Origin of the sequence: Novosphingobium sp. LASN5T (assembly GCF_003856955.1) — a bacterium.
Lineage (GTDB): Bacteria > Pseudomonadota > Alphaproteobacteria > Sphingomonadales > Sphingomonadaceae > Novosphingobium.
This window is the reverse complement of the sequence record NZ_RQSI01000015.1, coordinates 95,373-119,282: the sequence shown is the minus strand read 5'-3', so window position 1 is coordinate 119,282 and position 23,910 is coordinate 95,373. Positions and strand designations below refer to the sequence as shown.

General features: G+C 65.2%; 20 protein-coding genes. 12 read left to right on the top strand and 8 right to left on the bottom strand.

The genetic code is table 11. The annotated features are described in order from the left end of the window. Positions 1-104 precede the first annotated feature (104 nt). The gene (locus tag EH199_RS12135) at positions 105-743 is read right to left on the bottom strand and encodes an MFS transporter (protein WP_124809539.1); all 639 of its coding nucleotides are present in this window, start codon (positions 741-743) and stop codon (positions 105-107) included. 77 nt (positions 744-820) lie between these two features. Next, positions 821-2,029, bottom strand: coding sequence for a D-mannonate dehydratase ManD (gene manD, locus EH199_RS12130; RefSeq protein ID WP_124809537.1), 1,209 nt, complete (start codon positions 2,027-2,029; stop codon positions 821-823). 99 nt (positions 2,030-2,128) lie between these two features. Here manD and EH199_RS12125 point away from each other — a divergent pair, with 99 nt between their 5' ends. Genes EH199_RS12125 through EH199_RS12115 form a run of 3 tightly spaced genes read left to right on the top strand, consistent with a single transcriptional unit; the run spans position 2,129 to position 5,726 of the window. Further along, positions 2,129-2,884 carry a FadR/GntR family transcriptional regulator gene (locus tag EH199_RS12125; protein ID WP_124809536.1) on the top strand — a complete coding sequence of 252 codons (756 nt, stop codon included), beginning with the start codon at positions 2,129-2,131 and terminating at the stop codon, positions 2,882-2,884. 38 nt (positions 2,885-2,922) lie between these two features. Next, positions 2,923-4,338, top strand: coding sequence for a glucuronate isomerase (uxaC, locus tag EH199_RS12120; RefSeq protein ID WP_124809535.1), 1,416 nt, complete (start codon positions 2,923-2,925; stop codon positions 4,336-4,338). Between the two features lie 17 nt (positions 4,339-4,355). After that, positions 4,356-5,726 (top strand): mannitol dehydrogenase family protein, encoded by a 1,371-nt coding sequence (locus EH199_RS12115; RefSeq protein WP_124809534.1) that lies wholly within the window; start codon positions 4,356-4,358, stop codon positions 5,724-5,726. A gap of 17 nt (positions 5,727-5,743) precedes the next feature. Here the strand turns inward: EH199_RS12115 and EH199_RS12110 are convergent, their stop codons facing one another. The 3 genes from EH199_RS12110 to EH199_RS12100 all read right to left on the bottom strand — a co-directional run bounded on the left by EH199_RS12110 (position 5,744) and on the right by EH199_RS12100 (position 8,767). Then, positions 5,744-6,829: an LLM class flavin-dependent oxidoreductase gene (locus EH199_RS12110; RefSeq protein WP_124809533.1), complete on the bottom strand. Its 1,086-nt coding sequence runs from the start codon at positions 6,827-6,829 to the stop codon at positions 5,744-5,746. A 25-nt stretch (positions 6,830-6,854) separates the two neighbouring features. Continuing rightward, positions 6,855-7,769: an aldo/keto reductase family oxidoreductase gene (locus EH199_RS12105; protein WP_124809531.1), complete on the bottom strand. Its 915-nt coding sequence runs from the start codon at positions 7,767-7,769 to the stop codon at positions 6,855-6,857. Positions 7,770-8,002: 233 nt separating this feature from the next. Beyond that, positions 8,003-8,767 (bottom strand): phytanoyl-CoA dioxygenase family protein, encoded by a 765-nt coding sequence (locus EH199_RS12100; RefSeq protein ID WP_124809529.1) that lies wholly within the window; start codon positions 8,765-8,767, stop codon positions 8,003-8,005. A gap of 107 nt (positions 8,768-8,874) precedes the next feature. Here EH199_RS12100 and EH199_RS12095 point away from each other — a divergent pair, with 107 nt between their 5' ends. The 5 genes from EH199_RS12095 to EH199_RS12075 all read left to right on the top strand — a co-directional run bounded on the left by EH199_RS12095 (position 8,875) and on the right by EH199_RS12075 (position 17,267). Beyond that, positions 8,875-9,792, top strand: coding sequence for a LysR substrate-binding domain-containing protein (locus EH199_RS12095; protein WP_158453873.1), 918 nt, complete (start codon positions 8,875-8,877; stop codon positions 9,790-9,792). A gap of 174 nt (positions 9,793-9,966) precedes the next feature. Next, a complete protein-coding gene (locus EH199_RS12090; RefSeq protein ID WP_124809525.1) occupies positions 9,967-12,288 on the top strand; it encodes a TonB-dependent receptor in 2,322 nt (773 codons plus the stop codon). Positions 12,289-12,372: 84 nt separating this feature from the next. Continuing rightward, complete coding sequence (locus EH199_RS12085; RefSeq protein ID WP_124809523.1) at positions 12,373-14,016, top strand: long-chain-fatty-acid--CoA ligase; 1,644 nt, start codon at positions 12,373-12,375, stop codon at positions 14,014-14,016. Beyond that, a complete protein-coding gene (locus tag EH199_RS12080; protein ID WP_124809521.1) occupies positions 14,006-16,015 on the top strand; it encodes an alpha-glucosidase in 2,010 nt (669 codons plus the stop codon). Before EH199_RS12085 ends, EH199_RS12080 begins: the two co-directional genes overlap by 11 nt. Positions 16,016-16,709: 694 nt before the next feature. After that, the gene (locus EH199_RS12075) at positions 16,710-17,267 is read left to right on the top strand and encodes a hypothetical protein (RefSeq protein WP_124809519.1); all 558 of its coding nucleotides are present in this window, start codon (positions 16,710-16,712) and stop codon (positions 17,265-17,267) included. Here EH199_RS12075 and EH199_RS12070 read toward each other — a convergent pair. Continuing rightward, positions 17,258-17,884 (bottom strand): TetR/AcrR family transcriptional regulator, encoded by a 627-nt coding sequence (locus EH199_RS12070; protein ID WP_190287245.1) that lies wholly within the window; start codon positions 17,882-17,884, stop codon positions 17,258-17,260. The genes EH199_RS12075 and EH199_RS12070 overlap by 10 nt on opposite strands. 111 nt (positions 17,885-17,995) lie before the next feature. On the opposite strand from EH199_RS12070, the gene EH199_RS12065 reads away from it, so the two are divergent. Both EH199_RS12065 and EH199_RS12060 read left to right on the top strand, forming a co-directional pair. Next, positions 17,996-19,267: a cytochrome P450 gene (locus EH199_RS12065; protein ID WP_124809515.1), complete on the top strand. Its 1,272-nt coding sequence runs from the start codon at positions 17,996-17,998 to the stop codon at positions 19,265-19,267. A gap of 15 nt (positions 19,268-19,282) precedes the next feature. After that, entirely contained in the window at positions 19,283-19,462 is a 180-nt protein-coding gene (locus EH199_RS12060; RefSeq protein WP_124809513.1) for a rubredoxin, read from the top strand. A gap of 41 nt (positions 19,463-19,503) precedes the next feature. Here EH199_RS12060 and EH199_RS12055 read toward each other — a convergent pair whose 3' ends face one another. After that, entirely contained in the window at positions 19,504-20,406 is a 903-nt protein-coding gene (locus EH199_RS12055) for a LysR family transcriptional regulator (RefSeq protein ID WP_124809511.1), read from the bottom strand. A 106-nt stretch (positions 20,407-20,512) separates the two neighbouring features. Between EH199_RS12055 and EH199_RS12050 the strand changes: the two genes are divergently transcribed. Both EH199_RS12050 and EH199_RS12045 read left to right on the top strand, forming a co-directional pair. After that, entirely contained in the window at positions 20,513-21,532 is a 1,020-nt protein-coding gene (locus tag EH199_RS12050) for an alpha/beta fold hydrolase (protein ID WP_124809509.1), read from the top strand. Positions 21,533-21,621: 89 nt separating this feature from the next. Beyond that, a complete protein-coding gene (locus EH199_RS12045) occupies positions 21,622-22,416 on the top strand; it encodes a haloacid dehalogenase type II (RefSeq protein ID WP_124809508.1) in 795 nt (264 codons plus the stop codon). A gap of 167 nt (positions 22,417-22,583) precedes the next feature. Here EH199_RS12045 and EH199_RS12040 read toward each other — a convergent pair whose 3' ends face one another. Beyond that, positions 22,584-23,777, bottom strand: a complete 1,194-nt coding sequence (locus EH199_RS12040) for a cytochrome P450 (RefSeq protein WP_206694949.1) — start codon at positions 23,775-23,777, stop codon at positions 22,584-22,586. Between the last annotated feature and the right edge of the window lie 133 nt (positions 23,778-23,910).

Genomic DNA, 23,910 nt, shown 5'->3' with positions numbered 1-23,910 from the left:
CTCAAAAGGTCCATGTCGATCACTCCTCGTTCCCCCGACCTGTCAGCCAGGGGGAAGGTCAAAACATGGGTCACTTCTCAGTGGAAATTTACGCCCCTCCCGGGTCAACTCTCAGCAGAAATCAACACGTCCGCGATCAGGCGCCGTTCCTGGTCGGTGAGAACGCGCGATTGCGCCGGCGGGCGATAGAGGCGCCACCACGCGAGCGCCCAGACCAGCCCGATCGCGCCGGTGACGAAGAAGCCGGCCTGCCAGCCCCATTGCTTGGCGATCAGCGCCACCACCACGGGCGCGAGCGCGGCGCCGGCGGCGGTGCCGGCGTTGAACCAGCCGGTCGCGATCGACCGTTCGCGATCGGGAAACCATTCGGCGATGGCTTTCATCCCCGCCGGGATCGTCGCCGCTTCCGCCATGCCCAGCAGGCCGCGGAACACCGCTAGCGAAAACCACCCGCGGGCAAAGGCATGGGCCATGTTGGCCAGCGACCAGGCGATGGCGAACAGCGCGAAGCCAGCGGTCAGACCGATTCGGTCGATAACCATCCCCGCGACCGGTTGCATCACCGTGTAGGCGATCTGGAAAGCGCCGACGATGTAGCTGTACTGCTGCGTCGATATCGACAGTTCCAGCTTCAATTGCGGGGCCAGCACGCCCAGCGAATTGCGCGCGAGATAGTTGATGACGGTTCCGACCATCACCAGCAGCAGGATGCGGACGCGAACGGCGCGCCAGTTGATCGTCATGGGCCTCTCCGGGATTTGCGGACGCGCATTTCTCCGCGCGCCCGCTTCGCATCATCGCGGCAGTATCGGCATGCGTCTCACCAGTTCCACATCGTGCCGTCCGCAAGGCGGGCGACGGGCAGGTAGGCCGGCTTGTAAGGGTATTTTGCGGCGAGATCCTCGTCGATGTCGACGCCATGGCCTGGTGTTTCCCCGCACAGCAGGAAACCATCGGCGAAGGTATAGTCGTGCGGGAAGACCGCGTCGGTTTCCTCGGTGTGGCGCATGTATTCCTGGATGCCGAAGTTGGGCACCCAGGTATCGAAATGCAGCGCGGCGCCCATCGTCACTGGCGACAGATCGGTCGCGCCATGGCAGCCGGTGCGGACCTGGTAGAGCGCGGCGAGATCGGCCAACCGGCGCAGGTGCGTCACCCCGCCCGCGCCGACGATGGTCGCGCGGATGTAGTCGATCAGCTGGTTCTGGATCAGGTCCCGGGCGTCCCAGATCGTGTTGAAGATTTCGCCGACGGCCAGCGGCGTGGTGGTGTGCTGGCGCACCAGCCGGAACGCTTCCTGGTTCTCCGCCGGGGTGCAGTCTTCCAGCCAGAACAGGCTGTAGGGCTCCAGTGCCTTGCCTAGCTGCGCCGCCTCCAGCGGGGTATAGCGGTGGTGGCCATCGTGCAGCAGGTGGTAATCGAAGCCATAGGTTTCGCGCAGCTTGTCGAACAGCTTGGGCACGTAGTTGAGTGCCTTGCGCGTGTCCCATCCGGTCACGGAGGGCAGCGCGGCGTCGGCCGGTTCGTAATAGAGCTTGCCACGCCCCACGCCATAGGCATCCTTGATCCCCGGCACGCCGGTCTGGGCGCGGATCGCCTTGTAGCCGAGGTCGATGTACTGGCCCACGGCATCGACCGTTTCGGCGATATCGGCGCCGTTGGCGTGGCCATAGACCATCACCCCATCGCGGCTGCGCCCGCCCAGAAGCTGATACAGCGGCATCCCCGCCATCTTGGCCTTGATGTCCCACAGCGCGACGTCCACCGCCGCGATCGCGCGCATCGTTACCGGTCCGCCGCGCCAGTACGCGCCGCGATAGAGGTATTGCCAGATGTCTTCGATCCGGCGCGGGTCCATGCCGATCAGGCACGGAATGACGTGGTCTTCCAGATAGGACACGACGGCCAGTTCGCGCCCGTTCAGCGTGGCATCGCCGATGCCGTACACGCCCTGGTCGGTCACGATCTTCAGCGTGACGAAGTTCCGCCCGGGGCAGGTAACAATCACCTTGGCGGCTTCAATTTTCATGGAATCCCTCGCGATATGGCGGCCATATTGGTATGACGACTTGACGGGTCCAATTTGGTCTGTCAAGTTTTTTGAAATTGGTAAAGCCACGGAGGCGGCATGAGTTCGACGGGATCGGCGCAGGAACGGCTTTATCAGGATCTGGCGCGGGCGCTGCTGGATGAACTGGCATCGGGCAAGTACCCCGTTGGCGCGCGCTTGCCGGCCGAGCGCGAACTGGCAGTGCGTTACAACGTCAGCCGGCCGACCGTGCGCGAGGCGATCATCGCGCTGGAAGTGCAGGGACTGGTGGAAGTGCGCGTGGGCTCGGGCGCCTATGTGGTGCGGCTGCCCGGCGGCGATGACATGCCCGGCTTCAACGTCACCGCTTTCGAGCTGACCGAGGCGCGCCTGCTGGTGGAAGGTGAAACCGCCGCGCTGGCGGCAACCCAGATCACCGACGAGGAAATCGCCGAGCTGGAGGAACTGCTGCGGGCCATCGCGCGCGAAAACCTCGATCCCGCCGGATCGGACAAGGCCGATCACAGTTTCCACGTCGCCATCGCCCGGGCCACGCGCAACAACGCCATGATCGAGATCGTCGAGCGGCTGTGGAATCAGCGCTACACCTCGCCCGAAGCCTCGCTGCTGCACGAAAAGGCACGCACCGCGAACATCAAGCCGGTGGTCGACGAACATACCGCCGTGCTGGAGGCGTTGAAGCGCCACGATCCGTCCGCTGCCCGTGCGGCGATGCGCGCGCACTTGTCGGCCGTGCTGGAAAGCCTGCTGTTCGCCACCGAGGAACGCGCCGTGGCCGAAGCCCGCCGCGCGGTGCAGGCCAAGCGCGATCGCTACGCGCGCGCCACTGCCTGAAAATACTGGCTGAAGCCCAGAAAGACATAACGCAACCCATGCCAAGATCGCTTGAACTGCATCCCGACCGCCTGCTGCCGGCCGACCCTTCGGTCCGCGCCCTGGCGCGCGCCCTGTATGCCGATATCGCGGACCTGCCGATCGTCAGCCCGCACGGGCATACCGATCCCCGCTGGTTCGCCGACAACGCGCCGTTCGGCAATGCCACCGATCTGCTGCTGGTGCCCGATCACTACGTGTTCCGCATGCTCTATTCGCAGGGCGTCGCGCTCGAGGATCTGGGCGTGCGCAATCCGGGCGTCGATCCGCGCGCGGCATGGCGGCTGTTCGCCGAACGCTATACCCTGTTCCGGGGTACGCCATCGCGCATGTGGCTCGATTGGGTCTTTGCCGAAGCCTTTGGCATGGGCGTGCAACTGGAGGCCGAGACCGCCGACCTCTATTTCGACACGATCACCGAAATGCTCGCGACCGACAGCTTCCGTCCGCGCGCGCTGTTCGACCGCTATGGCATCGAAGTGATCGCCACCACCGAAAGCCCGCTCGATACGCTGGAGCACCATGCGGCGATCCGCGCCGAGAATGCACGGGCGGGCGGCTGGCAGGGCCGGGTGATTACCGCCTATCGCCCGGACCCGGTGGTCGATCCCGAATTCGAAGGCTTTTCCGCCAACCTCGATGCGCTGTCCGCCCTTACCGGCGAGGACTGCCGCACCTGGCGCGGCTATCTGGCCGCGCATCGCCAGCGCCGCGCCTTCTTCGCGCAGATGGGCGCCACCAGCACCGACCACGGCCATCCCACCGCGCAGACCGCCGATCTTTCGCCGGCCGAGGCCGAAGCGCTGTTTGGCAAGGTCTCGACCGGAGCATTCACCCCGGCCGAGGCGGAACTGTTCCGCGCCCAGATGCTGACCGAAATGGCAGGGATGAGCTGTGACGACGGGCTGGTCATGCAGATTCACCCCGGATCGTTCCGCAACCATAACGCGCAGCTGTTCGAACGCTTCGGCCGCGACAAGGGGGCGGATATCCCGACCCGCACCGACTACGTCCACGCGCTCAAGCCGCTGCTCGACCGCTTCGGCAACGCGCGCGATCTGTCGATTATCCTCTTCACGCTGGATGAAAGCGCCTATGCCCGCGAACTGGCGCCGCTGGCGGGGCATTACCCTTGCCTCAAGCTCGGCCCGGCGTGGTGGTTCCATGACAGCCCGGAAGGGATGCGCCGCTTCCGCCTGATGACCACGGAAACCGCCGGCTTCTACAACACCGTGGGCTTCAACGACGATACCCGCGCGTTCCTGTCGATCCCGGCGCGGCATGACGTGGCCCGTCGCATCGATTGCGGCTTCCTGGCGCAGCTTGTGGCGGAACATCGCATCGAGGACTGGGAAGCCGCGGAGCTGGCGCGCGATCTCACCTACACTCTCGCCAAGCGGGCCTACAAACTCTGACCTGACGGGATCGCTTGATGAGACTTTCCACCACTGCCGCCAGCCGCCTGTCCGCCGATGTCGTCCGTCCCGGCTACGACCGCGCCGCGCAGGCGGTGGGGATCGTCCACTTCGGCATCGGCGCGTTCCACCGCGCGCATCAGGCGTGGTACACCGACCGTGCCATGGGGCAGGGCGATCGCGACTGGATGATCACCGGTGTTTCGCTGCGTTCGGCCGATGTCGCCACGCAGATGAATCCGCAGGATGGCCTTTACACGCTGAGCGAACGGTCCGCCGCAGGCATCGGGGTGCGACTGGTCGGATCGGTGCGGCGCGTGCTGGTGGCCAGCGAGCAGCCGGAGGCGGTGATTGCCGAACTGGCCGCGCCGTCCACGCGGATCGCCAGCTTCACCGTGACGGAGAAGGGCTATTGCCGCGCGGCGGACGGGTCGCTCGACTTCAACCTCGCCCATTCGCAGAGCCTCTATTACTTCGTGACGCAGGGGCTGCGCCGCCGCCGCGATGCCGGATTGCCGGGGCTGACGCTTCTTTCCTGCGACAATCTTGCCGACAACGGGCGTCAGCTGGAGGCGCTCATGCAAGCCTATATCGCGCGGCACGAACCGGACATGGCCGCCTGGTTCGCGGACAACTGCACCTGCCCGGCGACGATGATCGACCGGATCGTGCCCGCCACGACCGACGCCGACCGCAAGGCGGTGGCGGGGGTGTCTGGGCTCGACGATGCCGCCGCCGTCGTCACCGAGCCGTTCAGCCAGTGGGTGATCGAAGACCGCTTCGCCGGGGCGCGTCCGCGCTGGCACGTGGTGGGCGCGGAACTGGTGGCCGATGTCGCCCCCTACGAAACGGCCAAGCTGCGTATGCTCAACGGCGCGCATTCGGCCCTCGCCTATCGCGGGCTTATGGCGGGTTACAGCTATGTCCACGAGGCGATCGGCGATCCCGACCTGCGCGCCATGGTCACGCGCCTGATGCTGGAGGAAGCCGCGCCCACGATCGCCGCAGCGCCGGGGCAGGATTTGTCCGCCTATGCCGCCGCCCTGATCGAGCGCTTCGCCAATCCGGCGCTCAACCACCGGCTGATCCAGATCGCGATGGATGGCAGCCAGAAGATTCCGCAACGCTGGCTGGAAACGCTGGCCGCGAACCAGCGGCAGGGCCGGTCCTGCCCGGCGATCCTGTCCGCGATCAACGCCTGGATGAACCATGTGCGCGGCGACAATGTCGCCGCCTGGGGGCCGGTGGACGATCCGATGGCCGATCGCCTGCGCGCCGTGTGGCAGGCAGGCGATCGCTCCGCTGTCGCGCGGGCGCTGTTCGGCGCGGGCGGACTGTTCGCGCAGACCTGGACCGCCACCGACAACGATCTCGCGGCCCTTTCGTAGACGATCCCTTCCCGACTTCAGATCGCCAGCGGGCCGTGTGCGATATGCGGCAGGACATGGCGCGCGAACAGGTCGGCTTCCTGCGCGTGCGGATAGCCCGAAAGGATGAAGGCCTCGATCCCTTCGGCCTGATAGGCGCGCAGCTTGGCCAGCACCTGATCGGGCGTGCCGACGATGGCCGCGCCGCAACCCGATCGCGCCCGGCCGATCCCGGTCCACAGGTTGTCTTCCACGAAGCCATCGCCGCCGGCCGCGCCGCGCAGCTCGCTTTGGCGCTGGACGCCGTAGTTCGCGGCATCAAGCGACTTTTCACGGATCGCCTTGCCGGCATCGTCATCCAGCTTCGAGAGCAGGCGATCGGCATAGGCGCGCGCCTCTTCCTCCGTCTCGCGCACGACCACATGCGCGCGATAGCCGAAGCGCAGAGTGCGCCCGAAACGGGTTGCGCGCGTCTTCATGTCGGCAATGGTTTCGCGCACCTTGTCCATGGTATCGGGCCACATCAGGTAGACGTCGCAGCCTTCGGCCGCGCATTCGCGCGCGTCTTCGCTCAGTCCGCCGAAATAGAAGGCTGGGCAGCGGCCGGAAAGCGTCGCGATGCGCGGTGGATCGAGCTTGAGCTTGTAGAACTCGCCGTCGAAATCCAGATGCTCCCCGTTCAGCAGGGTGCGGACGATCTTCATCACCTCGGTCGCGCGGCGATAGCGCGGACCCGACGCCAGCGTTTCGCCGGGCATGTCGGACGAGATGATATTGACGTTCAGCCGTCCGCCCGTGCCGGCCGCGTTGGGGCCGAGGATGCGATCGAGCGTGGCGATGCGGCGCGCAAGCTGCGGCGGCCAGTCTTCGCCGATACGGGTCGCCCAGAGCAGCTTGATCTTGCGGACTTGCGTGGCCACCGCGGCGGCAAAGGCGGTCGTGTCCAGCCCGAGCTGATAGCCGGAGGGCAGGAGGATGTTGTCGAAGCCGCCTTCCTCCGCCCGCAACACGATGTTGCGGCAGTGTTCCCAGCTCGATTGCAGATAGGGATCGGGAACGCCCAGGAACTCGTAGTCATCATCGCAAAGGGCGGAAAACCAGGCGATTTCGCATTGCTGGGTCATTGTCTTGCCTCCTCAGCGCTGCCCTTCAGGGCAGTCTCTCTCCACGCGCGGCAACCAGCACCGCGTACCATTCCTCGCGCGTCCAGCGCACATGCGCCGCCTGCGCGGCTTCCCTGATCCGGTCGGCCTGCTGCGATCCCACGATCGGCACGATTCCGGCGGGATGGGCCATCAACCAGGCAAAGGCCGCGACCGTGCGCGACACGCCTTGCGCCTTGGCGACCTTGTCGAGTGCGGCGGCGACGGCGTGCGCGCGTTCGTCGGCCGGCGCGGCCAGGCGTCCCCCGCCCAGTGGCGACCAGGCGAGCGGCACCAGCCCCATCGTCATCGCCTGATCCAGCTCGCCGTTCTCGAAGCAGGCGATGCGCAGGGGGCTGATTTCGGGCTGGGTCGCGACCAGCTTGTGGCCGAGGAAGTGCTGCAGCGCGGCGATCTGGTGGATGGTGAAATTCGATACGCCCAGCGTCCGGATCTTGCCCGCGGCCACGGCGTCGTCCAGCACGCGCGCCACTTCCAGCGGATGGGCGAGGATGTCGGGCCGGTGGACCTGCCACAGATCGATCACATCGGTGCGCAGGCGGCGCAGCGAGGCATCGATCGCCGCGTTCAGGTAGGCCGCGCTCTGGTCATAGGGCAGCGGCGGCAGGATTCCGCCCTTGGTGGCGAGCACCATCCGCGCGCGCAGGCCGGGTTCGGCCGCAAGCACTTCGCCCAGCAGCGCTTCGGCATCGCCGAAACCGCCGGTCCCGTCGAAGCCATAGATGTCCGCCGTGTCCAGCAGGGTGATGCCGGCATCGAGCGCGGCATGGACCAGCCGGGCGGCGTCGGCCGCAGTGCGGCCATCCTCGGCCAGCCGCCACATGCCCCATGCCAGTGGAGAGATGGAAAGGCCGCTATCGCCCAGCGGGCGTGATGCGGCGGGAAGGGGAAGCTGGCTCATGCAGATGTCCTGGGTGCTGCTGCGTCAGGGATGCCGGGACCGGGCCGCGCCCGATCCTCCTCTCGGTATCGATTATTCGATATGACAACGTGAGCCATATACGGACGAATGCGATCGCGCAAGGGGCAGGCTGCCGGATGCCGTGATCGCTCGAACGTTAGACATGCGATTCCGGTTCAAGGTGGCGCCAGACCTAATCGATCTGGCGCCTTGAGCGTCGGTGCGTCGGCGGCTCAGTTGAAAGTGACCTGACGCCCGCCGCGCAGGAACGCGATGGCGTTGCGGCGCAGATGGTTGGAGCCGGGATTGATGATCGGCTCGGGCGAATATTGCGCCAGATAGACGCGGCGCATGTTCGGCGTGGAGTTGGAGCCCGTCGCATGAAGCGCCAGACTGGAGAACGCCACGACGCTGCCCGCCGGCACTTCCAGGGTCACGCCTTCGGCATCGCCGGCGTAGCCAACCAAGTCGTTGCTGCCTTCCTGGCGGATATGCGGCACGATGCCGTCGCGCGTTTCCGGCGCCTGCGAGAACGGCAGGATGCGTACAGTGCCGTTGGCGACGGTGGTGTCGTCCAGCGTGCACCAGCAGGTGAGGTACGGCTTGTGGTCCGCCGGGCCGCCGTTGCCGACGACATAGCCCGAATCCTGGTGCCAGCTGAACGGCATGCCCTTGGAAGCGCCCTTCACGACATACTGGTCATAGAAGAAGTAGGCATCGTCACCCAGCGTCGCGCGACAGATGTCGGCCATGGTTTCGCTGAACAGCATGTCGCGCAGTTCGGGCTGCACGCGCTGGCATTCGCCGGCGAAATAGCGTTTGCCCTTGTGGCTGATGCCATCGACTTCGACGCCAAGCGCATCGAGCCGGGCATCCTCGCGTTCGATCACGCGGGCGCATTCGTTGCGCAGCAGGTCCAGCAGCGGTCCTTCCAGAACCCGCTCGAACACGGCGTATCCCTCGCGCTCGAATTGGGCGCGTTGCTCGGCAAACCTCATTGGACTCTCCCGGTGTCGTGTGGTTGACCCGTTCGTAGAGCGCGATCGGCCATCGCATCCAATCAAATTGCGCTAGCTAATCATACGCCTATACTATGACCATGCGTATGCGACAGGTTGAGGCGTTCCGCGCCGTGATGATGAGCGGGGGCATTACAGCCGCCGCGCAGATGCTCAATGTCAGCCAGCCGTCGGTTAGCCGGCTGATCGCCGATCTGGAGCGGGCGGTGGGATTCCGCCTGTTTGACCGGCGCGGCGCGCGCGTACACCCCACCGAGCAGGCGCAGATGCTGTTCGAGGCGGTGCGGCGCAGCTACACCGGTCTCGACCTGCTGGATCAGGCGGCGCGGCGCATCCGCGCGCATCCCGTCGGCACGGTGCGGATTGCCGCGCTGGCAGCGATCGCGATGTCGATTCTGCCGGCGGTGATCCAGCGCTTTCGTATCCTTTATCCCGACATCAAGGTCACGGTGGAGTCGCTGGGGCAGCGCGGCATCGAGGAACGCGTGTTTCTGGGGCAGGCCGACCTCGGCGTGGGCGTGGACATTCCCCCGCGCGAAGGCATCCGCACGACCAGCGTGGCGCGGGCGGAATATGTCTGCATCCTGCCTTCGGGGCATCCGCTGGCGCAGCGCGGCAGCCTGGCTGTGGCGGATCTTGCCGGCGAGGAATTCATCGGCCCGATGCATGAGGCTGATGCCTTGTGGAATGGCATCGACGCGGCGCTCGCCTCTTCGGGCGTCGCGGTTTCCCGCCGGCTCGAAACGCAGCATTCGCAGATTCTCTATGCCTTTGTCGAAGCGGGCCTGGGCATCTCCATCGCCGAGCCGTTCAGCGCACCCCTGTTTCACCGGGTGGGGGTGGCGATCCGCCCGATCACGCCGCCGGTCTATCTCGATTTCGCCTTGCTCGAGCCGGATATCGGGCCGACACCCGAGATCGTGAGCTGGCTGCATGTTGAAATCATGCGCGAAACGGCGGCCTGTCTCGATCATGTCCACAAGCTCATCGCCACAAGGCCATAGCATTTGGACATAGCATACCGATTTTTCTCGATTGGACTGCAATGACCAAATTGCGCACTCCATGACGTAGACGGTCGACATGCACGCCATCCGACAACGGAGCGGGTGTCGATCTCCAGCCTGCGTCGCTTAATCGGGCGCGGTCCGCTGGATGACTGTTGGGGAGGATTGAGTATGCAAACGAAAGCGAAGCTGTGCCTTGCGTTGTCGACCGCGCTGGGCATGTCCTTGTTCGCCGCGCCGGCTATTGCCGCCGAGGCGCAGTCGCCGGCCGGTGAAGAGAACGGCGGCATCGGCACTGGCGAAATCATCGTTACCGCGCAGAAGCGCGCGCAGAACCTGCAGGATGTGCCGCTGGCGATCTCGGTGGTTTCGGGCGCGCAGCTCGAACGCGCCAACGTCAATTCTGCGGAGCAGCTGTTCCAGCGCGTGCCGACGCTCACCTTCCGCAAGGGCAACACCAACAAGGATTCGGCGCTGTCGATCCGCGGCGTTGGCACCATCTCGTTCGCTTCGGGCGTCGAGCCTTCGGTTTCGACCGTGATCGACGGCGTGGTTTTCGCGCGTACCGGCCAGCAGACCTCTGACTTCCTCGACGTCGAACGCATCGAAGTGCTGCGCGGCCCGCAGGGCAGCCTGTTCGGCAAGAACGCTTCGGCCGGCGTCATCAACATCATCACGCGTGATCCGCCGAAGGCGTTCGGCGGCTATCTGGATGCGGCCTGGTACGAAGGTAACGAATTCCGCGTGCGCGGCAGCGTCGGCGGGGCGCTGGGCGAAGGACTGACGGCCTCGCTGACCGGCTTCTACGCCAAGTATGACGGCAACGGCGTGAACGTGTTCAACGGGCACAAGATCAACGGCTACGAACACTGGGGGCTGCGCGGCAAGGTCGTCTATCAGCCCAACGACACGTTCAAGCTGACCGTGATCGGCGACTACGCGCAGAACAACGACAACGGTTATGCCGACAGCATCGGCCAGGTCTTCCCCGGTGCCTACACCACGGGCGTGTTCATTCCGTCGCTGGCGCCGCTGACGCTGAACGACCGCAACAAGAACATCGACAACGATCTCGATCCGCTAACCAGGGACCGCAACAGCGGCGTTTCCGCGCAGATGGACATCGATCTGGGCAGTGCCACGCTGACCTCGATCACCGCCTACCGCCACTGGTACAACTATCAGCAGCGTGACGGCGATTTCCGTTCGGATGCGCCGAAGTATGTGGCCGCCGGCGCCGCCGCGAGCGACGTGTTGTCGCACGACCGCGGCGATCTGAAGTTCGACCAGTTCACGCAGGAACTGCGCGTCGCCTCGTCGGGCAAGCAGTTCCTCGAATACGTGGCCGGGCTCTATTACTACCACACCAAGGAAGTCGATTTCTTCAATCGCACGGTCAAGGCCTGCACGGCCTCGACACTGGCGCCGGTGAACGGCCTGACGCCATGCGATGCAAGTTCGACCTACCTGACGCAGCAGGGCAACGCGGATTTCACCACCAAGCTGACCAGCTATTCGGCCTTCGGCCAGGCGACCGCCAACTTCACGCCCACGTTCCGCGGCATCATCGGATCGCGCTATACGCATGACAAGGTGGCGTTCGACTTCAGCCGCCGTTCCACTTCCGCCACGGCCTTCCCCGGCGTGAACCCAGCCTTTGCCTCGACCGGGGCCACCGCAAAGGATGGCTGGTCGGGCAATGTCGGCCTGCAGTACGACGTGGACAAGGATGTCATGGCCTATGGCACCTATACCCGAGGGTACAAGGGGCCGGCGATCAACGTGTTCTTCAACATGCTGGCGCGCGATACCGGGCCGATCGCTCCGGAAAAGTCAGACGCCTATGAAATCGGCCTCAAGACGCGGCTGTTCGACCGCCGCCTGACGTTCAACATCGCGGCGTTCTACGCCAAGTACAACAACTACCAGGCGAACTTCCTCGATCTGGTGGCGGGCCAGGTGGTTACGCGCCTGACCAATGCGGGCAGCGTTTCGACGCGCGGTGTGGAAGTCGATTTCAATGCCTCGCTGACCGACAACTTCTCGCTCAACGGTGGTTTCAATTATACCGACGCGCACATCAACAAGTTCAACTGCCCGACTGGCGCGGCAGTGACGTGCGCCGATGCCATCAACGGCAAGCCGCTGCCCTTCGCGCCGAAGTACAAGGGCACCGTCACCGCCGACTGGCGCCTGCCGCTGGGCCTGGAAGCGTTCAACGTCGATCTGAACACGTCGGTGGTCTATCAGAGCAAGACCAGCTTCGACATCAACCAGAACCCCTATGCCATCCAGACCGCCTATGCGCTGTGGGACTTGGGCGTGACGGTGCGGACCAAGGACGACAAGTACAGCGTCTCGTTCATCGCCAAGAACCTGACCGACAAGCACTTTGTCATCCAGCGCATTCCGAACGGCACGGCGTTCATGCGCCAGATCACGCCGCGCGATGCGCAGCGCTATTTCGGCGTCTCGGCGCGCATGAACTTCTGATCGGGTCGCAGAGCCGCCCCGGTTTCGCGCCGGGGCGGCACACCCGTTACGCAAAAGACCGCAACCTCGCGAAAGGCCCATGCGATGCGCGGGTTGATGCAGGACTGGCCGTTGACGGTCGACCGGATCGTCGACCATGCTGCCGACTGGGACGGGGATCGCCCCGTCGTCAGCCGCCAGGCCGACGGCTCTCTCGAACGTACCGACTATGCCGCGATCCGCGCGCGGGCACGGCGCTTGTCCGCCGCGCTCACCGCCCTGGGCATCGGGCGCGGCGACCGGGTCGCCACCATGGCCTGGAACAATGCGCGCCATCTCGAAGCGTGGTTCGCGATCATGGGCATGGGCGCGGTGTGCCACACGCTCAATCCGCGCCTGTTCGCCGACCAGCTCCGCTATATCGTCGACCATGCGGATGACCGTGCGATTCTGGTCGATCCCTGTTTTCAGCCGCTTCTGGCCGAGTTCCTGAACGGAACGGCCTTCAACGGCGCGGTCATCGTGCTGGGCGATGCCGCTGCCGTCGATGCCGGGGTGCTGCCCGGTGCGGTCCCGGTCGAAGCCCTGATCGCGGAAACCCCGGACGACGGGCGCTGGGGCGATTTCGACGAAGAGACCGCCTGCGCGCTCTGCTACACCAGTGGCACCACGGGCAACCCGAAAGGCGTGCTCTATTCGCACCGTTCAACGGTGCTGCACATGCTGCTGACCCTGCAGCCGGACGTGTTCGGCCTTTCGATCAACGACGTGGCCATGCCGATCGTGCCGATGTACCACGCCAATGCCTGGGGCATGCCGCTGTCGACGGCGGCCGTCGGCTGCAAGCTGGTGCTGCCCGGCGCGCAGCTTGATGGCGCGTCGCTTCACGCCCTGATCGAAAGCGAGGGCGTGACGTTCTCCGCCGCCGTGCCGACCGTGTGGCAAGGCCTGCTCCACCATCTCGATACCACCGGCGGCCGTCTGACCAGCCTGCGCCGGGTCATTATCGGTGGCGCCGCGCTACCCGAAAGCCTGGTCCGCCGCCTGCGCGAACACGGGGTGGAGACGGCGCAGGGCTGGGGCATGACCGAAACCTCGCCCATCGGCACGCATGGCAAGCTGACGCCCGAAGTCGCGGCCCTTCCGTTCGAGGAGCAGCTGCCGATCCGGCTCAGGCAGGGCCGCCCGCCCTTCGGCATCGAACTGAAGATCGTGGACGATGCCGGCGCGCACCTGCCGCACGATGGGGTGACGCCGGGCAGGCTGCATGTGCGCGGCCCGACGGTGGCGTCCGGCTATCTCGGCGGCGCGGCGGGCGAGATCCTGGACGGCGAGGGCTTCTTCGATACTGGCGATATCGCGACGATCGACGCGCAAGGCTACATGGCCATCGTCGACCGCGCCAAGGACGTCATCAAGTCCGGCGGCGAATGGATCAGCTCGATCGAGATCGAGAACATTGCGGCCGGCCACCCCAAGGTGGCGCTTTGTGCGGTAATCGGCGTTCCGCATCCGCGCTGGGATGAACGTCCGCTGCTGGTCGCGGCGTTGCATCCCGGCGAAGAGGCGACGGCGGAAGAGCTGCTCGCTACGCTCGAAGGCCGTATCGCCCGCTGGTGGATGCCGGATACGGTGGCCTTCATCGACGCGATGCCGCTGGGGGCGACGGGCAAGATCGACAAGAAGGCATTGCGCGCGCGCTTTGCCGCGATGACAGATAGCAAAAGGACTGCAAACCATGGCGCCTGACGCGCTCGATACCGGCTTCGCGATCCGCCTCGGCGGAACCACCATCCTGTCGCACGCGGCGGGGGCGCCCTGCATCGCGGTGGGGCGGGGGCATGCGCATGTTGCCGCGCGCCGGGGGCATTTCGATGTTTCGCAGAGCGATGTCGAACGGATCGCGCTGACCCACGCCGAGGCCGATGGCGACTGCATCCGGTTGGCGGAGCACGCGGGTGGCCCGTGGCTGCTCGAACTTACCGTTTCCATCACCGGCGACGATGCGGTGATCATGCCCAGGGCGCTCGATCCCACGCTCAACCGGCTGTGGCTGCGCGTGCCGGCCGAAGCGGACGAGCACGTGTGGGGCGGTGGCGAGCAGTTTTCCTATTTCGACCTGCGCGGCCGCCATTTTCCGCTGTGGAGTTCCGAACCCGGCGTCGGCCGCGACCCCGAAGCGACGCTGTTCCAGCAGGTGGAGGTGCTCGCCAAGGGTGGCGGCGGTACCTCTGCCCACACCAACTATCCGCAGCCGACTTACATCAGCTCGCGCCGCTATGCGCTGCACATCGACAGCTATGCCTATGCTGCGTTCGATTTTCGCGATGCTGCCTTCCACGAGGTCGAGGTCTGGGAGATTCCGGCCCGGATCGAACTGTGGGCGCGCCCGCGCTTTGCGGACATAGTAACCGCACTGGCGGATCGCTTCGGCAAGCAGCCGCCCTTGCCCGAATGGCTCTACAAGGGCGCGGTGATCGGGCTGAAGGACGGCGCGGAAAGTTTCACGCGGCTCAAGCGCTATGAGGAGGCCGGCGTCGCCGTCTCGGGCCTGTGGTGCGAGGACTGGGTGGGGCTGCGCATCACCAGCTTCGGCAACCGACTGTTCTGGGACTGGAAGTGGAACACCGAACGCCATCCCGATCTGCCTCGCCATATCGCGGAACTCCGGGAACGTGGCATCCGCTTCCTGGGCTACGTAAATCCTTATCTGGCGGTCGACGGTGAACTTTACGCTCACGCGGCGGAGCACGGCTATCTCGTCATGCGGCCCGATGCGGACGAACCCTATGTCATCGACTTCGGCGAGTTCGATTGCGGCCATGTCGATTTCACCAACCCGGCGGCGGCCGACTGGTTCGCCGAGGCCGTGATCGGCCGCAACATGCTCGATTTCGGGCTGTCGGGCTGGATGGCCGATTTCGGCGAATACCTGCCCGTCGACGTCCGTCTGGCCAATGGCGAAAGCGGGATGACCGCGCACAACCGCTGGCCCGCGCTGTGGGGCGAAGTCAACGCCAAGGGCGTCGCCGGGCGCGGCAGGACCGGCGATGTGATGTTCTTCATGCGATCGGGCGCGGCGGGCGTGCAAAGGCATTGCCCGATGCTGTGGGCCGGGGACCAGGCGGTGGACTTCAGCCGGCATGACGGGATCGGCACGGTGATCTGCGCCGCACTCTCGGCCGGTCTGCTGGGCAACGCGCACCATCACAGCGACACCGGCGGCTATACCAGCCTGTTCGATACCACGCGTTCGCCGGAACTGGCGATGCGCTGGGCGGAAATGGCGGCCTTCACATCGATGATCCGCACGCACGAAGGCAACCGGCCGCGCGCCAATACGCAATACGACGACAGCCCCGAACTGCTCGCCCATTTCGCGCGGATGACGCGCATCTACGCGCATCTCGCGCCCTATCTGCGCACGTTATCGCACGAGGCGGCGGACACGGGCCTGCCAATCCAGCGCCCGCTGTTCCTGCATTTCGAGGACGATCCGAAAACCTATGCCATCCAGACGGCCTATCTGCTCGGCCCCGACCTGCTGGTCGCGCCGGTGATCGAGCAGGGGAGGATGGACTGGACCACCTATCTGCCCGCCGGCACCCGCTGGGTGCATGTGTGGAGCGGCGAACAGTATGAAGGGGGAAGGGACGTGACCGTGCCCGCGCCTTTCGGCCAGCCGCCGGTATTCTATCGTGCGGGCGCGGCAGAGGCCGATCTGTTCGGGGCTCTGGCCGGGCTCTGACTTCACGGAGCTATAGAGAGCATAGGGGTGCGGATTGCCAAATCCCATCCGTTCGTCCTTCGACAGGCTCAGGACGAACGGGGTTTCCGTAAGCTCAACGTTCGCAATCGCATCGTGTCCGGAAAGGCGCGTTCGGCCGGAATGGTGGATTTCCAAACCTTGCAAATCCTCCTCGCCCATCTAAGCTTCTCGGGTGTCACTCTACCGCAGATCGTGGCTATTCATGCTGTGGACCGTGCTGGTCTTCTTCACCTCAGGTTGGTGGCTTTTCGGTCCTTTCATCAAGTGGGGGCCGTTGGCCGCACTGCCCGGCATGGCCTTTTGGCTTGCCCATGGTGTTGCGACTGTATGGGTCTCCGCTGTCCCGAATGCGGATGTTCCGCATTTGCGAGCGGCAAGGGTTGGTTCGCAGTCTACACACCCTGGCCGCACAAGACGTGCCATAACTGCGGCTTAGATCTCCGCGAGGCAAACGTCCGCTAGATTGTCGAATCCGGAAAGACCGTTCTTCAAAAAAGCGTCGGATAGCGGCCGGGCCGTCCGAGCCGAAGTCTGTCCAAGCCGCTAAAGTACCAACAATGTCACTTTACCAAGGTGCTTCGGTAAAGTGACACAGATGGAAAAAGTGCAGTTGTTACAAGGCGCCTGCACTTTCACGATTCACACGGAGTCCGCTTTGTGCTTGATTCGTTCCATGTTGGAATTGCCTTTCAGTTCGGTGCCCAAACCCGTTGCCGTCGCCAGCGAGCGGCCGCTTGACCTGCCCGGCATCATGCGCGCCATCGCCGATCATTCGGCGCGGCCACGTTATACCTTCATGGTGCTCGACTTGATCGCCCGCGCCGCCGGGCGGGGTGGCGCGGCTGGCCCTTATGTGCGCGAAGGGGAGCAGCTCGTGCCGATCCGCGAATGGCTGTCCGCCGCGATCGCACCCACCGCCGCGCGGCACCACTATCGCCGCGTCACGGTGGGCAAGGTGCGCCAGGCGCTGGAGGAGCAGGGGCAGTTGCCCGATGACGCGGCCGCATGCGAGCGCGTGGTGGAGGAGGAAATCGCCAACCGCCTGCGCGCGTCAGGCATGACGGCGGTCAGCCGCGCGGTGTCGGAACTGGTCAAGGCCGGCCTCGTCAAGCGCCACTATCAGGGGTATCGCGTCGATCACGAAAACCGGGGCGCGCAGCGGCTAGCGGTCTATACCGTGCCGCCGTTCGTCCGCGCCGTCCTCGACCGTGGCTATGCTGTTCAGCCCTGATCGCGCGCAACGCCCAGCGCGCCCTTGAGCATTACCGCCAGGTGCGTGCGGATCGGACCGCTCTCCATCTCGGTACCCATCGCCGCCTCGATCGCCAGCCCGGCCTGAAGGCTGCCCACCACATAGGCCGCCGTCAGCGGGTCCAGTGCTGCACTTATTTCGCCGGCCGCCTGGCCTTCGGCGATCATGGCCTGAAGCCTCTCGGCATAGCGGTCCTGCACCTCCTGAAACACCACCCGCGTTTCCAGCCGGTTGGCCAGCATGGCGCTGAACAGTACGAAATAGGCGCGGACGGAGATGTCGGTGGACATCAGGTCGGTGAACCGGTCGATCATCGTCAGCAGTCGGTCGAGCGGGCGGGAGACATCGGCCACGGCCAGATCGAGCTGGGCATGAACATGATCGGACACGCGCCGGATAACGGCTTCGATCAGGCCATCCTTCGATCCGTACTTGCGGCTGGCGAGCGCGCGGCTGAAGCCGGCCCGATCGCCCACGCGCTCCAGCGTGGCGGCCGTATAGCCATCCTCGGCGATGATCGCCGCCGCCGCTGCCAGCAGGCGGTTTTCCGAATCCTCGCTGCGTTCGCGCTGCGTCCGGCGCGCGGGACGTTCCACGTCGTGACTCTCCAATTTATTTGTTGACCAACAACCAACATAAAAATAGCTTCCCGGTCAAGATATACGAGTCTCCGCCCCGACGCGGAAAGGCAAGAGGAGAGGATAGCCATGGCGCTGGAACAGACGCTCGCGGAAACGGTCATCAACGCGCAGGCCTATGCCGACGGAGACAGGGTGGATGCCGCGTTCCGGCGTATCCGCGCCGAAGCGCCGCTCGACGTGGCGGAACTGGAAGGCTTCGATCCGTTCTGGGTGGTCAGCCGCCATGCCGACATCAAGGATATCGAGCGCCAGCCCGACCTGTTCCACAACGGCGATCGGTCAACTTTCATGTCCAGCCGGGAGAACGAGGCCAAGGTCAAGGCGCTGACCGGTGGCGATCCCAACCTGATCCGCAGCCTCGTTTCGCTGGACGGGCAGGAACACAAGGACCTGCGCGGCATCCTGTTTCCGCACCTGACGCCCCGCGCGATCCGCCCGCTGGAGGAACAGGTCCGCAAGATCGCGCGCGAATTCGTCGATCACATGCTGGCGAAGGGCAGCGAATGCGACTTCGCGATGGATGTCGCCTTCCTTTATCCGTTGCGCGTGATCATGACGGTGCTGGGCGTGCCGCAGGAAGACGAACCGTTCATGCTCAAGCTGACGCAGGAGCTGTTCTCGAACGCCGATCCCGAACTGAACCGTTCCGGCAAGGAGCAGACGCCGGAGGAAATCCTCAAGTCGCTGTGGGAAACCACGATGGAGCTGGAAGCCTATTTCGGCGCCGTGACCAAGCGGTTCCGCGAAAGCCCCAGCACGGAAGTGAACAGCCTGATCGCCAACGCGAAAGTGAACGGCGAATACCTCAACCACCGGCAGATCATGGGCTATTACATCATCGCCGCCACGGCGGGGCACGACACCACCTCCAACACCACGGCGGGGGCGATGTGGGCGCTGGCCGAACGGCCGGAACTGCTTGGGCAGATGCAGGCGGATCCCTCGCTCATTCCCGCGTTCGTCGAGGAATCGATCCGCTGGGTCGTCCCGGTAAAGCACTTCATGCGGTCGGCCGTGGCGGATTGCGAGATCGGCGGGAAGCGGATCGCCAAGGGCGACTGGCTGATGCTGTGCTACCAGTCCGGCAACCGCGACGAGACGGTGTTCGACGATCCCTTCGATTTCCGGCTGGACCGCGGCACCAACCCGCAGATCGCCTTCGGTTATGGCGTCCACGTCTGCCTTGGCCAACACCTCGCGCGGATGGAAATGCGCATCCTGTGGGAAGAGCTGTTCACGCGGCTCAAGGCCGTGGAAATGGCCGGCACGCCCTCGCGCACGATTTCCAATTTCGTGTGCGGGCCAAAGCACGTGCCGATCCGCTTCACCGCGCAGTAAGGGAAGGGCAGGCGCATGGGCACCCCTTCACGCCGCTGGCGCTGCCGGAGCTGCGGCTACATCTACGACGAAGCGCTGGGCCTTCCCGAACAGGACATCGCGCCCGGCACGCGGTTCGAGGACGTGCCGGAGGATGCGTTCTACTGCCCCGACTGCGGCACCGAGAAGCAGGACTTCGAACTGATGGATTACTGAGGCGGGCACGCCTCCCCGCTCGGGCCTGCCGAGGATTATCCTTACGTATCCTGCGGTATCCTTGCCCGCAGGCGTGGCGCGGCGAAATCCCAGAACGCGCGCAGCTTCAAGGGCAGGATCGCCTGACCGGTGTGGACCAGGTGAACCGGCGAAGGTTCCGGCTCGAACGCGCCCAGCAGGCGTACCAGCTGCCCGGCCTCTATCGCCTCGCGCACCTGATAGCTCAGCAGCCGGATGATCCCCAGCGCGCCGCACGCCGACGCGATCGCCGCTTCGGCCGAATTGACCGAGAGGCGGGGCTTTACCGTCACGGTCTGAGCATCCTTGCCCCGGCCAAAGCGCCACACGTTCGTTCCATATATGCCGTCAAACAGCACGCAATCGTGCTGTGATACATCCTCGGGCGCGACAGGCGCGCCCCGCGCGGCAATGCAGGCAGGGCTGGCGCAGACCCGCCAGACCACCTCGCCCAGCCGCGTCGCCACCATCGTGCTGTCGGGCAGCGCGCCGATGCGCACGGCGGCATCGACGCGATCATCAATCAGGTTCACCACATAGTCGGCCAGCACCAGCCGCACGTCGATTTCGGGATAGGCCTGCAGGAATTCGCGCACCACGGGTTCGACATGGAGCCGTCCGAACATCAGCGGGGCGGTGATGGTCAGGTGCCCGCGCGGCGCGCGGTATTCGCCCATGGCCAGGCGCTCCGCTTCCTCGACGTCATCGAGAATGCGGCGGGCGCTGGCGACGTAATGCGCCCCGGCCTCGGTAAGCTGCAACCGCCGCGTCGTGCGTACCACCAGGCGCGTGCCGAGATGGCTTTCCAGATCGGAAATCTTGCGGCTGACCGTGGCCAGCGGCATGCCGAGGGCGCGGGACGCGGCGGTCAGGCTCCCGCCTTCGATGGCGGCCAGCAGCGTTCGCATGGCATCGAACCGGTCCATCAAACTCTTCCATAATTTAGAACAATGCTTCCTGAATTGGCAGGATACTCCATCATATCGGGATTACATAGATCATTCCCATCGCCCCTAGCCGATGAGGAATTCCATGTCTGATACTTCCCCGACAGCGTCCCGGATCGCCGGACGCATCGCTGGCGTCGCACTGACCGGCGCGGTTGCCGTGGCCGGCCTTGCCGCGCCCGCGCTGGCCGCCGGAACGCTCGAACACCCGATTACCACCGTCGCCGATCCGGCACAGGTACGCTACGGCACGGTCCCCGTGGACGGGCTGAACATCGCTTACCGCGAAGCCGGAGACGCCAGCCTTCCCAATCTGGTTCTGCTGCATGGCTGGCCGTCGTCCTCGCACCAGTTCCGCGATATGATCCCGCTGCTTGCACGCCGCTTCCATGTAATCGCTCCCGACTACCAGGGCTTCGGCAACAGCGACGCCCCCGATCCCGTGAGCTATGCCTACTCGTTCGAGGGCATTTCCCGCACGATCGAAAAGTTCCTGGCGGCCAAGGGCTTCGACCACTACGGCCTGTTCGTGCAGGATTATGGCGGCCCGGTGGGCTTCCGCATCGTTTCGCGCAATCCGGCGGCGCTGGACTGGCTCGTGGTCCAGAATTCAAACGCTTACGAGGAAGGCTTCTCGCCCGCGTGGGACGGCTTCCGCAATGCGCTGTGGGTCAACCGCAATGCCGAAACAGAAAAGCCGCTCGCCGCGTTCAACACGCCGGAGGGGATCAAGGGCGTCTATCTCGCTGGCGCGGGCCACCCGGAGCTGGTCAGTCCCGATGCCTGGCTCAGTGACAGCGCCTTCGTCGCCCGCCCCAACAACCTGCGTATCCAGCTCGACCTGTTCTACGATTACCGGACGAACCCGCCGCTCTACCCGGCGTGGCAGAAGCTGCTGCGCGACCGCCAGCCGAAGACGGTGATCTTCTGGGGCCAGCACGATCCGTTCTTCCTGCCTGCCGGCGGCGAAGCCTTCCTGCGCGATTTGCCCAAGGCGGAAATGCACCGGCTGAACGCGGGGCATTTCGCGACCGAGGACAACCTCCCCTACATCGCGGGGCACATGATCGATTTCTACGATCGGCAGGTCGCCAAGGCCCGCTGAGGCATCGTCCGGCCTTCGGGCCGGTGGCAGCCGGTGCTCCCCCTCCGCACCGGCTGCCCTGTACCATGCGGAGCGGAGCAGGTCCCGAGATGAGCGATTTCCAACGGTTTCCGAAGCGCCGCCATTTCCTGAGCCTTGCGCTTGGCGGCATGGCCGCCTTTTCCGCCGTGCGCAGGGCCGTCGCGTCTCCCTTGCGAGGCGCGCCCAATGGGGAGGCGCGACCGATCCGTGCCCTTGCATTCGATGGTTTCACGATATTCGACCCGCGCGCCGTCTCCGCGGCGGTGGTGTCGGCCGTGCCGGACCGGGGCGCGGCTTTGGCTGCGGCATGGACGAACAAGCTGTTCGCGCTGTCATGGCTGGAAACGGCGGCAGGCCGCTACAGCGGGTTCGGTCGGTTGGCCGATGCCGCGCTGGATTTCAGCGCGCAAGCCATGGGCATCCCGCTGACGCCAGCGATCCGGCGCGATCTGGTGGCGGTGTTCGGGCAGCTTCCGGCCTGGCCCGATGCGGCAGCCGCGCTTGAACGGTGGCGCAGCGCCGGCATCCGTCTTGCCTTCCTGTCCAATCTCGAAGCCGAAGTGCTGATCGCGAACACGCGCCGGAACGGATTGGGCGGTCTGTTCGAGACGCCATTGAGCACCGACCGGGTCCGGGCATTCAAGCCATCGCCCTGCGCCTATGCGATGGGGCCGGCGCATTTCGGCCTGACGGCGCAGGAGATCGGCTTCGTCGCGTTCGGAGGGTGGGATGCCTTGGGCGCGAGCTGGTTCGGCTACCGTACCGCCTGGATCAACCGCCTGAGCGTGCCGGAAGAAACGCTCTCGCCGCATCCCGACAGCGCCGGACCGGATCTTGAGGCTGTCGACCGGCTCGTCCGATAGCCGAAGTTATCGCTTGCGAAAAAAGAAAGGCCAGCACGAAGGCTGGCCTTGGAAAGTTTGGGAGAGGATGCCTGAAAGGCCCGTTCTCTAAAGCGGTCTGACCACCTTCCTGCAAGTGCGAAGAACGGGGTTCGGCTTGCATGAATTGCAAGTTGCTGACAACGGCGTCAGCCGCGCGTCAGCGGCAGGGCCTTGGGGCTGCGGAAATTGGACGAGGGCACCCAGTCCAGCACGGCTTGCGTCCGGGCAAATTCCGGTATCCGCGCCAGCAGTTCCTCGTAGGCGATCTGCGTCGCCAGGCGGCCGATCATCGAGCCGAGGCAGGCGTGAACGCCGCCGCCGAAACCCAGATGCCGCTTTGCGCGCCGGGCGATGTCATAGACATCGGGGTTATCGAACATGCGTTCGTCGCGGTTGGCGGCGCCATAGGCCAGGATTACGAAATCTCCGGCCTTCATCGTCTGGCCATGCAGATCCACATCGCGCGTCAGGCACCGCTTGAACCGCTGGGCCGATGTATTGAACCGCAGCGATTCCTCGATCGCATCGGGGATCAGCGCCGGATCGGCGACCAGCGCGCGCCGCGCTTCGGGATAGTCCGCCAGGTTCAGCCCGAACATCGCCATGAAGCCGGAAAGGCTTTCGATCCCGGCCATGATCAGCGTCGTCACCGTCAACTGCACTTCCCGGTCGAGCAGCTTCTCGCCGTCGATTTCGGCGGTGATGAAGTTCGACAGCAGATCCTCGCCCGGTGCCTTCTTGCGCGCCTGCACCAGCCGTTCGGCATAGTCGGCCATCCAGCGGAACGCCGAGAGGTGCGCCTCGGTCTTCTGCCGGGTGACGGGATCGGTCTGCACCATCAGCACCGCATTGTCGCGGACCTGGTCCGCCCCTTCGGCCGGAAGCGCGAAAAGGTGGAACAGGAGATCGACCGTTACCTTCCCGGTATAATCGTTGACCAGATCGAACACCGGCCTGCCTTCCAGCGCGGCTAGGTGCTTGCGGCACGAGGCGCGCGTCGGTTCGATGATGTGCTCAAGCGCCCGTTTCGTCACGGCGGACTGGATCAGCGCGCGCAGCCGGTCATGGCGCGGCGGATCGCTGCTGCCCAGCGTGGCCCCGGCACGGCCGGGAAACTCGTTGACCAGGTTTCCCTTGGCCGAACTGTAGGTGCGCCAGTCCTGCAGGGCGTTCAAGACGTCCTGATAGCGCGACAGCACCCACATTCCCGCCTCTTCCGACCAGAAGCAGGGGTATTCGTCGCGCAGCGTCTTGTAGGCGGGAAATGGATCGGCATCGATCGCGGGAGAATAAGGGTCGAAACGGAACGCCGCGCGCTCCATCACCGGGGCATCGTTCATCGCGCTATCCTCTCTCGGCAACTTCTCTCGTGCCTTGTGGCACAGGCCCGCATCATGCCCCGCGCGGATCGCCGCTGCCACGCAGCTTTACGGCAATTTCTTGCACTTTTCGCGCACTCTGGCCATCTTGGTG

What these genes read in the sequence shown, in the direction of transcription:
- EH199_RS12090 (WP_124809525.1), top strand. Translation starts at nt 9,967, where the DNA reads ATGCAAACGAAAGCGAAGCTGTGCCTTGCGTTGTCGACCGCGCTGGGC.
- EH199_RS12060 (WP_124809513.1), top strand. Translation starts at nt 19,283, where the DNA reads ATGGGCACCCCTTCACGCCGCTGGCGCTGCCGGAGCTGCGGCTACATC.
- EH199_RS12135 (WP_124809539.1), bottom strand. Translation starts at nt 743, where the DNA reads ATGACGATCAACTGGCGCGCCGTTCGCGTCCGCATCCTGCTGCTGGTG.
- manD (WP_124809537.1), bottom strand. Translation starts at nt 2,029, where the DNA reads ATGAAAATTGAAGCCGCCAAGGTGATTGTTACCTGCCCCGGGCGGAAC.
- EH199_RS12105 (WP_124809531.1), bottom strand. Translation starts at nt 7,769, where the DNA reads ATGAGCCAGCTTCCCCTTCCCGCCGCATCACGCCCGCTGGGCGATAGC.
- EH199_RS12055 (WP_124809511.1), bottom strand. Translation starts at nt 20,406, where the DNA reads ATGGACCGGTTCGATGCCATGCGAACGCTGCTGGCCGCCATCGAAGGC.
- EH199_RS12100 (WP_124809529.1), bottom strand. Translation starts at nt 8,767, where the DNA reads ATGAGGTTTGCCGAGCAACGCGCCCAATTCGAGCGCGAGGGATACGCC.
- EH199_RS12115 (WP_124809534.1), top strand. Translation starts at nt 4,356, where the DNA reads ATGAGACTTTCCACCACTGCCGCCAGCCGCCTGTCCGCCGATGTCGTC.
- EH199_RS12050 (WP_124809509.1), top strand. Translation starts at nt 20,513, where the DNA reads ATGTCTGATACTTCCCCGACAGCGTCCCGGATCGCCGGACGCATCGCT.
- EH199_RS12125 (WP_124809536.1), top strand. Translation starts at nt 2,129, where the DNA reads ATGAGTTCGACGGGATCGGCGCAGGAACGGCTTTATCAGGATCTGGCG.
- EH199_RS12045 (WP_124809508.1), top strand. Translation starts at nt 21,622, where the DNA reads ATGAGCGATTTCCAACGGTTTCCGAAGCGCCGCCATTTCCTGAGCCTT.
- EH199_RS12110 (WP_124809533.1), bottom strand. Translation starts at nt 6,829, where the DNA reads ATGACCCAGCAATGCGAAATCGCCTGGTTTTCCGCCCTTTGCGATGAT.
- EH199_RS12095 (WP_158453873.1), top strand. Translation starts at nt 8,875, where the DNA reads ATGCGACAGGTTGAGGCGTTCCGCGCCGTGATGATGAGCGGGGGCATT.
- EH199_RS12085 (WP_124809523.1), top strand. Translation starts at nt 12,373, where the DNA reads ATGCGCGGGTTGATGCAGGACTGGCCGTTGACGGTCGACCGGATCGTC.
- uxaC (WP_124809535.1), top strand. Translation starts at nt 2,923, where the DNA reads ATGCCAAGATCGCTTGAACTGCATCCCGACCGCCTGCTGCCGGCCGAC.
- EH199_RS12040 (WP_206694949.1), bottom strand. Translation starts at nt 23,777, where the DNA reads ATGAACGATGCCCCGGTGATGGAGCGCGCGGCGTTCCGTTTCGACCCT.
- EH199_RS12075 (WP_124809519.1), top strand. Translation starts at nt 16,710, where the DNA reads ATGTTGGAATTGCCTTTCAGTTCGGTGCCCAAACCCGTTGCCGTCGCC.
- EH199_RS12065 (WP_124809515.1), top strand. Translation starts at nt 17,996, where the DNA reads ATGGCGCTGGAACAGACGCTCGCGGAAACGGTCATCAACGCGCAGGCC.
- EH199_RS12080 (WP_124809521.1), top strand. Translation starts at nt 14,006, where the DNA reads ATGGCGCCTGACGCGCTCGATACCGGCTTCGCGATCCGCCTCGGCGGA.